The sequence below is a fragment of the Mesorhizobium sp. L48C026A00 genome (assembly GCF_000502375.1).
GTDB lineage: Bacteria > Pseudomonadota > Alphaproteobacteria > Rhizobiales > Rhizobiaceae > Mesorhizobium > Mesorhizobium muleiense.
Genome location: NZ_AYWU01000045.1, coordinates 20,123 through 28,614, shown reverse-complemented (window position 1 = coordinate 28,614; position 8,492 = coordinate 20,123). Strand labels below are relative to the sequence as shown.

At 59.5% G+C, this 8,492-nt stretch carries 7 protein-coding genes and 3 pseudogenes; 5 read left to right on the top strand and 5 right to left on the bottom strand.

Annotation, left to right across the window (positions count from 1 at the left end; translation table 11 throughout):
* Positions 1-154: 154 nt before the first annotated feature.
* The 3 genes and pseudogenes from X738_RS87945 to X738_RS89465 all read right to left on the bottom strand — a co-directional run bounded on the left by X738_RS87945 (position 155) and on the right by X738_RS89465 (position 1,028).
* A pseudogene (locus X738_RS87945) lies at positions 155-453 on the bottom strand (DNA -binding domain-containing protein).
* Positions 413-778 (bottom strand): hypothetical protein, encoded by a 366-nt coding sequence (locus X738_RS0144540; protein ID WP_051408001.1) that lies wholly within the window; start codon positions 776-778, stop codon positions 413-415. Before X738_RS0144540 ends, X738_RS87945 begins: the two are co-directional and overlap by 41 nt.
* A gap of 145 nt (positions 779-923) precedes the next feature.
* Positions 924-1,028 carry a hydantoinase/oxoprolinase N-terminal domain-containing protein gene (locus tag X738_RS89465; RefSeq protein ID WP_084833964.1) on the bottom strand — a complete coding sequence of 35 codons (105 nt, stop codon included), beginning with the start codon at positions 1,026-1,028 and terminating at the stop codon, positions 924-926.
* Positions 1,029-1,948: 920 nt separating this feature from the next.
* On the opposite strand from X738_RS89465, the gene X738_RS83960 reads away from it, so the two are divergent.
* The 3 genes and pseudogenes from X738_RS83960 to X738_RS82020 all read left to right on the top strand — a co-directional run bounded on the left by X738_RS83960 (position 1,949) and on the right by X738_RS82020 (position 5,330).
* Positions 1,949-2,353 (top strand): transposase, encoded by a 405-nt coding sequence (locus X738_RS83960; RefSeq protein WP_373420502.1) that lies wholly within the window; start codon positions 1,949-1,951, stop codon positions 2,351-2,353.
* A gap of 618 nt (positions 2,354-2,971) precedes the next feature.
* On the top strand, positions 2,972-3,274 hold the full coding sequence (locus X738_RS78240; protein ID WP_023803730.1) for a DUF982 domain-containing protein: 303 nt from the start codon (positions 2,972-2,974) through the stop codon (positions 3,272-3,274).
* A gap of 250 nt (positions 3,275-3,524) precedes the next feature.
* A pseudogene (locus X738_RS82020) lies at positions 3,525-5,330 on the top strand (ISL3 family transposase).
* Positions 5,331-6,615: 1,285 nt separating this feature from the next.
* Here the strand turns inward: X738_RS82020 and X738_RS85595 are convergent.
* Together X738_RS85595 and X738_RS85590 are read right to left on the bottom strand one after the other, a co-directional pair.
* The gene (locus tag X738_RS85595) at positions 6,616-6,771 is read right to left on the bottom strand and encodes a hypothetical protein (protein ID WP_023803725.1); all 156 of its coding nucleotides are present in this window, start codon (positions 6,769-6,771) and stop codon (positions 6,616-6,618) included.
* Entirely contained in the window at positions 6,768-6,920 is a 153-nt protein-coding gene (locus tag X738_RS85590) for a hypothetical protein (RefSeq protein WP_023803724.1), read from the bottom strand. The genes X738_RS85595 and X738_RS85590 overlap by 4 nt, the downstream gene beginning before the upstream one ends.
* Positions 6,921-6,961: 41 nt before the next feature.
* On the opposite strand from X738_RS85590, the pseudogene X738_RS88590 reads away from it, so the two are divergent.
* Positions 6,962-7,174 (top strand): annotated as a pseudogene (locus X738_RS88590) (cold-shock protein).
* 654 nt (positions 7,175-7,828) lie between these two features.
* Entirely contained in the window at positions 7,829-8,095 is a 267-nt protein-coding gene (locus X738_RS78215; RefSeq protein ID WP_031257000.1) for a DNA -binding domain-containing protein, read from the top strand.
* Positions 8,096-8,492 lie beyond the last annotated feature (397 nt).

The window sequence follows — 8,492 nt, the reverse complement described above, 5'->3', positions numbered from 1 at the left end:
TCGAACGATGGTTTACGCGGCAATACAATTTCAAGATGATCTACATCCCTGAGCGCCATGAAAGAGCCTTGGGCGACAGTCTGGCCTCGGCGCGAGGGCGGCAGAACAGCCGAGGCAGACATCGTCTTGCGAGATCTCGAGACGGTCTGCAAAGTCAGTGCGGCGCACTGCCTTGCAATAGAAACCGATATCCGGTCGTCGTCATCCAGCGCGCCCGCGCCAGGTGAGTTTCCCAAGCTCTGTGTGCCCGGTCCGGTTCGCACTCAGGATCGATATGCAGCACGACAGGCGCCATTTCGCGCCAATCGGCATCGTCCGCCGCTGCGTCGAGCAAACGCAGATAGGTCACAAGTGTTCTTTGTCATAGCCCGTCAGGATCGGGGACTGGGGTGCCTCGTCCGCGACATCGGGATCAAGCGGCGGCTTTTTGGCATAGCGGTTGCTCCTTCTCATCGCCGCGCCCCAACAACAGCCTGATCCTGGTCAATCTCATGCGCACCAACCGCTGCACCGGATTGTGGAATCTTTCGCGGGTGGTTTCTGCAACAAACACAAGGGTCATCAGATCAAGCAGGAATTCGTCAATTGCTGGACCGATTGCTTCCGACCTACCTTTGAACTGATCCAGCGAAACACGCGCCTTATCAACGGCATCCGCGCTGGCGGCATCGATCAACGCCTCGATCCCCTCGGAACAGTCCAACTCCGAAACCCCTTCAACGGCCGAGGTTCGAACACCGTTCAGCGCCGAAGATTCCAAGCGAAAACGACTAGTCATGGTTGTTTCACAGGGAGGAATTCATTCCAGGTGTGCTTATGCACGAACATGGCTACGCGAACCACCCGTCAGTCCTCACGTGATGACGCTGGGTAAAGGCTGTGGCTATTCGGTTACAGACAGTCCGGACCTCAAAAGAAATTCGTCAGCCGTCGGATTCCTGCGATGTCGTAGGCGTCTTGAAGTGGTGCAACTCACCCGTGAGCTCGTTGACCAGCGATAGATCGGTAAAGGTCCCTCCGACGTCCACGCCGAACCCGCAGTGCCCAGGAGGCTAGAGAAAATCCCGCGTCCTCACTCTAATCTCGTCGATGTGCCCATACGGGTCGAACATCCCAGCCGTTTCGTGGCGACCTCACCGCACTTGCCGAAAAGATGAAGCTGTCGGCCCCTCGTGGATTTCGCGCCGGTGATGGCGCACCGCGACGATCCGGATCTCTTATGGTACGGCGAACTGGAGAGCACAAGCGCCCCTGCCATGACGCGCTCATCCCGAAGGAAGAGGTGAGAGGCTACGCGATCGGGTGTGCTGAGAGTGGAGGCGCATCGCTCCGACCATCTGTGGAATCGGCAGCCTTGATTAACGCCTGCGATGTCTGACCCTGGCCATCCATGGCGGAGTGCTCTCGCTGAGGTTAAAGGCAGCCTCTTCGGCCTCGTACCGCGTCAGCCCGGTGAGCGGCCGACCGTATCTCTCGGCGGGAAGCCCTGTCAGGCTATCGATCACCGACCACAGCCCTGATTCCGACGGCAGAATCTTGTAGCGCCTCATCGAGCCCTCGCGTGCTAGAAGCATAGAGAACTGCCGCTTTATCGGAAAGTTCCGCATCGCAGCATCAAAATGTTGCGACGCACTATGAGAGCCCTAGGCTAAGCTGATGAGGTGGAACGGCCCCACTGCGCGTCAGGGATGGCGACGCTGTGATCCTGTTATCCGGACAGGTTTCCCGCTGCAGCCCGGCTTGGTAATTCATCAGGGCCTGTCGCAAATGAGAAGTCGAAGGGCAAGGCGGCTTCCGGCTCGCAGAGCGGTCCGAACGACGTCGGCGCGGTCTCTAAGCCTCGCCCCGATGCAGCTTGGCCTGCCTACCGACGATCTCTTTGTTGGTGCGCGCGAACTGAAGGAATGGCTGTTTCGGGAAGCCGAGATGGCGGTGCCGAACGAGGATATTGCCCGTCGCTTCGTGGCCGACTGCCGTCGCACCCGCACGGTTCCCCGGTATCGGTCCGGTAGGGGCTCTAGCATTGGCTGCATCCGTTGCCGATCCGGGGCAGTTCGGCTCGGGTCGGGAGTTCGCCGCCTGGCTCGGGCCGACCCCTTCGCAAAACTCGAGGGGCGGCAGCGGATCCTCGGCTTGTCGCGTTGCTCGCCAGGAAACCCGTGCGCTTGGCGAGTGTGGCCATGGCGAACAAGATGGCCCGTGTGGTCTGGGCGATCATGGTACGCGCGAGACCTCAAGCTCGTCATGCCGCGAAACCTTGCGGTGTAAGGTTGCGAAGAAGATAAATTTTAGGACAGAGAACAGGCGGGCCGATCGATCGGCTCCAGTAGGTTGTGAGAGCGACGCGATGTGATGGCGAGACTGGTCAGGCCGGGAACAGGGACAACCCGTCGAATATCGGAGGCACCATAGCCTGATAGGCAGATGGGATCCAGTTCGCCGACCCATCAGGGCCAGCAGTCTCGAACGGCTGCATCAACAGGCCGGACAGAAGACTGCACCCGCCCAACGCGCCGTAACGTCCAATTACCTCTTGCATCGCGGGAGCCATCCACAGAGCTCTTTCTGGGAGAAGGCGACGGCGCTGCATGCGGAGGACCACCGGCCGGCGGTCTGCCCGAACGCCGCGCTCGTGTCGGCAATGTCGAGGCTTCCTTCAGCGAACGACCAACGGGAGAACTTTGACCGATCGCGGGTGCGAAGCCGCATTGGCATGTGAGCGCCCAAATAGACTGCCAAGCCACGCTCTAGACAGCGTGCAGATCTTTGCCCAATGGCCCGAGGTGATGGGCTGCCAAACTGTGACTCTCAAGCTCCCCTCCGAACCTCCGAAGACTGCACCAGAGGACTACGACCCGCTGCCTTCCTCTTAAACCGTCATCGCTCTGACAACACATTCTGCAATGCTCGGCGGATGTCGATGAGGCGGCTCATCACGCAAAGTAGGTATTCAGCAGGTCGGGAGGAACGAATGAACCCTGATGCTTTCCGCAGCCCAGTTTTCGTTAAGCGTGCAACGTACATCGTGCAAGAGATTGCCAGCCTGGCCGACGCTATCGATTTCCTCAACGAGTGGCCAGGAAACCGCAGAGACTTGATCCACGAAGCCGCCCTCAAGGCGTGCTATGATGCATACGACGAGCGAATACCTGTAAGCGCAGCGCGCAATGCCTTTTTCGGCTTTGCGAAACGGGCCGCTATATTGGAAGATGCAACCTCCGCGATGCAGTGGCTCGCTGCCTGCAAGTCGGGCAATGGAAAAGTGAAAGTGTAGGCGTACGCGAAATGTGCGAGGCTGGCGCGGGCAGCACGCCAAGGAGGACACTGTGTCGAGATTTCAAAGTTTGCCGAAAGCTAAAGCTCATCAAAATCGACAGCAAAACGGCAATCTCGCGCAACCCCCATCATAAACCAGACCCACTGCACTCGGTCGCTAGTGCCAAGTATCGCTTGGCACTTAATTGGACTCTGCCTCACTTTGTGTGGTTCATTCGCCGTTGGCGAGGATGCCGCTATGTGCGGGCATGCGAACGAAAACAAAATGGTCCCCCGGCCCAGGGATTAAAATACTGGGTGTCGCGCTCACTGATGATGACAGTTGGCTTGTTTCCGCTGCCGGACCGGCGTTCGGCATTTGCCCCGATTGCGGACGACGGACCCGAAGTCGGCATGGCTGGTCCAACCGCAGCCTTCAGGATCTGCCGGTTCAGAGCAGGACCGTGACGGTGAAGCTCCGGCTGAGCCGTTGGCGGTGCGCACATCAGAAATGTGAACGACAAACATTCACCGACCGTCTGCCGACGATTGCTTCCCCTTATGCGCGCCGGACAAGGAGGGTCGCGGAGATTGTCGGTTTGCTCGGCCATAGCACCGGCGGCCGTCCCGGCGAGCGCTTGATGCGACGGCTCGGCATGCCGGTCAGCGACGACAGTATCCTGCGGCAGCTGAAGCGAGATGCCGCGGCCGCTCACTGCACCTCCGAGATTCGGGTGGTCGGCATAGATGACTGGAGTTGGCGGCGAGCGACGCGATACGGCACCATCGTGGTTGATCTCGAGCGTCGCTCGGTTGTTGACATTCTCGATGATCGGAGCGTCGAGAGTGCAGCAAAGTGGTTGCGGGACCACCCTTCCGTCGAGGTCGTCAGCCGAGACCGCTGCGGCCTGTATGCGCAGGCTGTCCGTGAGGGCGCACCGCAAGCGCGCCAGGTGGCTGATCGGTTCCATCTCATGCAGAATCTGCGGGTCGCAATCGAGGAGCAGATGAGCCTTTCGGGCCGCGCCACGGGGCGTGCATTGCTGCCTAATAAGGGTATCGGGAGCGCGCAAGTCGATCTGATTCAGGCTGATCCGCACCTTGACGCAACGCATCGGCGCCGGGTGCGCCACGCTCATCGACAATCGCGGCAGACGGTGTTCGAAATGGTTCACGNTTGACGCAACGCATCGGCGCCGGGTGCGCCACGCTCATCGACAATCGCGGCAGACGGTGTTCGAAATGGTTCACGCCTTGCGCAAGGAAGGGCTGTCCTGTTCCGAGATCGCCCGTCATACCGGCTATGCCGGCGCAGCATCGCTAAATGGCTGACTTTCGACACGCCACCCGACCGACGCAGGGCCGCGTCGAGCCGACGTCACCCTTATATTTTCGAGGCGTTTCTTAGCCAGTCCTGGAGAGACGGCAATCGCTGCGGACGACACCTGTTCCACGGATATCAAACAGCGCGGCGACACGGGCAGTTTCTCGAATCTGGAGCGGCTTCTCGCAAGCTGGCGCCGCGCCGAGAGGCCGGGCAAGGACAGTGCGTCGCCTGCTTCGATCATACGCCGTCAACCAGCCCGCGACGCTGTCCCCATACGGGATCCGGCGACCGGCCATGTGATCTCGCCGGTAGTCGCCGCGGCCCTCTGCATGCCCGGGGTATGCTGACCATCAACCAGGCGAGGAAGGTCGACGTCCTGAAGCAGGGATCACATGAGTTTGCCACGATGCGCAGGCTTGCCATGCGCTTCCGCGGCATTTTGCGGGGCCGTTTGACACCAGGCAGCCGGGACNCGCGGCATTTTGCGGGGCCCGTGAATTGGACAAGCTCGACACTTGGATCGACGATGCCGTCAACTCCGGGCTCGTCGCCATCACGCGTTTCGCCGGTCCTACGCCGTGACGTTGACGCCGTGCAATGCCATTGAATTACCGTGGAGCAACGGCCAGGCGGAAGGGCAATCAACCGCCTGAAGACGATCAAGCGTGCGATGTACGGCAGAGCGGGCTCCGAACTCCTTAGAGCACGCATGCTGCCACTCAACCGGCCTGATCACCACACAAAGTGAGGAAGAGCCTAATTAACTGCCAAGCGACTATTGCGCCGTGTGCGGTCAGGACTTTGACATGCGCGATCTCGGCCAGGTGCTTCACCATGCGGAGCCGGAGCACCAACCGCTCGAGCCTGTGAGTTAATGAGAGAAGCACGCGCCACCATCGCGAACGGCTCAGCATGGGCGAAAGACAAATCCGACAGGAACCGCTTGGCGCAGCTCATTGCCAGAGTGGGTAATGGAAACTCAAAGCGCGCTATGGAAGATACCAACCAGCGATGGCGTACGCTGCGAAGCCCAACATTGAGAGCACATACAAAACCAGGAGCAACGGAACCACGGACGGCTGGCTGTCGAGGGCGGCGTCACCTTTTTCCAGTTCCTCGAGCAGATTGCGATCCCGCCTGGCCTTCCTGACCACCAAACCGTCGGCCCAATTTGACCGTCGGTCTCTCTCGAAATTCTTTTCGCGATATCGGCTCGGATCACAGGGTCCTCGGGCAGGTTGCCCGGAAACCACTCAGGAAGATTGTCGCCATCGTTCTTGCCCATGGCGCCACAATGTTTTCTGCCTCACTTAAGTTCCAAGTTTCTAATGTAAGAATTTGACCAAGGTTGTCGCCCAGACGATAAACGCAAAACCATGCAGAAGCCCCGCCCATTCAGAGGAGCTGCCGGGAAACGACATGATCGTAGCAGGTCTGTGAGATGCTGCAGGAGCCGAACATTCGCTCTAGCCAAGTTGTTCCGTACGGCAAACAAAAAAAGCCCGCCGCACCTTTCGGCACGGCGGGAGATCAGTCGTTTACCAGGCACGACGGGGGTGGACGGGAGTGTGTGCCCGGATCGTGTGGAATTCTACGCGCGCCGCCGGCACGCGTCTACCAACCGGCAGTAGCTAAGGGCTGGGTCACTTCTGAACGATCAGCCGGCCGGCTGATCGGGCGTCAGCGGCTCGAGCGGGGCAGGTGCTGGCGTGATGATGAATTCCACCGACGGAGCCGAAACGACGATCGGCTTCGTCAGCTTGTGCCAGAGATTGCAGGCATAGGAAAAGCGGGCATCATAGCGCGCCTTCCAACTGCGGCAGCCAACGGGATCGTGACGGAGCGCTGATAGGTCTCCCGGCCTTCCGGCAGATAGCCTTCGATAAGCGAGCGACGGTCGACGGTATAGGTGGAAGGCACATGGATCGTCCCTTCGGAATCGGTCACGAAGCGCTCGACCGTGGCCGCACAAACCCGGCTCTGGACGCTCGTATATTGGAGATCGAGGACACCTCCTTGCGGAACCTCTGGCGTCAAGACCGTCGCCTGTTCGAACGCGATCGGCGGTCCAAAGCCGATGAAACCAGGACTGCAACGCCGACGCCGGCGAGAGCGGCCATGATGAAAACCATCGCCGCCGGCAGGTCGACCTTGCGCCAGAAGGCGTTCCAGGACCGCTTCAGGATCATTGCTTGCCTCCGGAAGCGCGGAAATTGGCCATGACCTGGTTGAGCGCCACCAGCGTGCCGGGCACTTTCTTGATCCTCCGCTCGAACGCTTGCTGGCCCTTGTCCATGAGTGGCAGACCCGCCTCCACATAGAGCGCGGGCTTGGTCACCTGTCCAACTTCCTTCTGCGCGACTTACAAGGAATACGCATATGGCGACTGGAACCGTGAAGTGGTTCAACGGCACCAAGGGGTTTGGATTTATCCAGCCCGACAATAGTGGTCAGGACGTTTTCGTCCACATTTCCGCTGTCTAACGCGCGGGCCTCTCGACCCTCGCTGACGGCCAGAAGATCAACTATGAGATCGAGCAGGACCGCCGCACTGGCAAATCCTCCGCTGGCAGCCTCAGCAAAGCTGGCTGATTTTCTCCTGCCCCCCGGCAAGAGCCGGAAGTACACGGCAAGTCCGGATGTAAATCGCGATGCTCGTCGGCATCGACGTCTATAGCGCAGCATCCCGCCTTCGTGCAGTGTTGATCTGCGCGCTGTTGGCCGGGTCGGAGTTTGGGTCTGAATCCCGATCCCTTCCGCGTGATTTTCCAAGCGTCAAAGATGTTTTGCACCACCCATGAAGCCCAAAGTCGTCCTTCCGCAGCTCACGAAGCCGTGCACATCAAGAATGCGGTGGCTGGGCTTCGGTTCATGACTTTCGATTTGACCCGCGCCCCGGCCAGCGCGCCCTCGGCAGGCGCTACGAACTCGAATACGGTGGTTGGACCGATGCTAAGCATCGGGGTAATTCAAGCACAAAGCTTTGCCTATTAATCCTGTGGTCACAAACGGCCTTGATGGCCAAGCAGCCCGCGTGAAACCCGATGTGCAGCCGCACGGTCTTGAGCTTTTTGCAATTCATCCGTAACCTGGAGTTGAACCGCAATGCGCATATCGCCTCGAGCGGGCGCTTGGCGATTATGATCGCGATGTTGTCTTAGCTAGGATGTTTCCCATCCGCTTGGTTAGGCTGTCGAAAAGAAACAATCGCTCTTCGATCACTTACTTCCGGAGCCCAATATCATGATGAAATATCGAGACGTTAAACCAGGCCTTAAAGAAGAAGTGCCCTGGTCTGACAGCCTGACCACCTACGACCGCCAGCACTTTACAACCTACCTGAGGCTCCTGGATGCAGGTGCCGACGAGGCGAGCTATGAGGAGATGGCGCAGGTCATCCTCGGCATCGATCCGGTGCAAGAGCCGGAGCGCGCCCGGAAAACCGTGCGAAGCCATCTCGATCGGGCGAACTGGATGGTGACGACCGGTTACAAGGAATTGTTCGCCGGATGAGGCTACCGAGCCGAGAACGTTCCAACAATTCCGATTATACGGGATTTTGTCCGTGTTATTGTACAATGAGCAATGACACGAAACAGGATGCGGGGCTTTGGACAGCGTGAACGACGTGATCCTTGTGGCCGAAGTCGCCGAAACGGGCAGCTTTACCCGTGCCGGGGGCGGATCGGGATCCCCAAATCCACGGTCAGCCAGCGCATCGCCTAGCTTGAGGCACGTCTGGGACTGCGGCTCCTCAACCGTTCCACCCGGCACATAAGCCTCACCGGCAGCGGCCAAGTCTATCTCGATTACTGCCGCCGCGTTCGCGCAGAGGTCTCGGCCGCGAACATGGCGAGGACCTATCGGAAGGAACAGCCTGTCGGGACGCTGAAGATCACCTGCCCAGATT

Coding starts and splice junctions, on each gene's coding strand:
- X738_RS0144540 (WP_051408001.1), bottom strand. CDS start 778: ATGACTAGTCGTTTTCGCTTGGAATCTTCGGCGCTGAACGGTGTTCGA.
- X738_RS78240 (WP_023803730.1), top strand. CDS start 2,972: ATGAACCCTGATGCTTTCCGCAGCCCAGTTTTCGTTAAGCGTGCAACG.
- X738_RS85595 (WP_023803725.1), bottom strand. CDS start 6,771: ATGATCCTGAAGCGGTCCTGGAACGCCTTCTGGCGCAAGGTCGACCTG.
- X738_RS78215 (WP_031257000.1), top strand. CDS start 7,829: ATGAAATATCGAGACGTTAAACCAGGCCTTAAAGAAGAAGTGCCCTGG.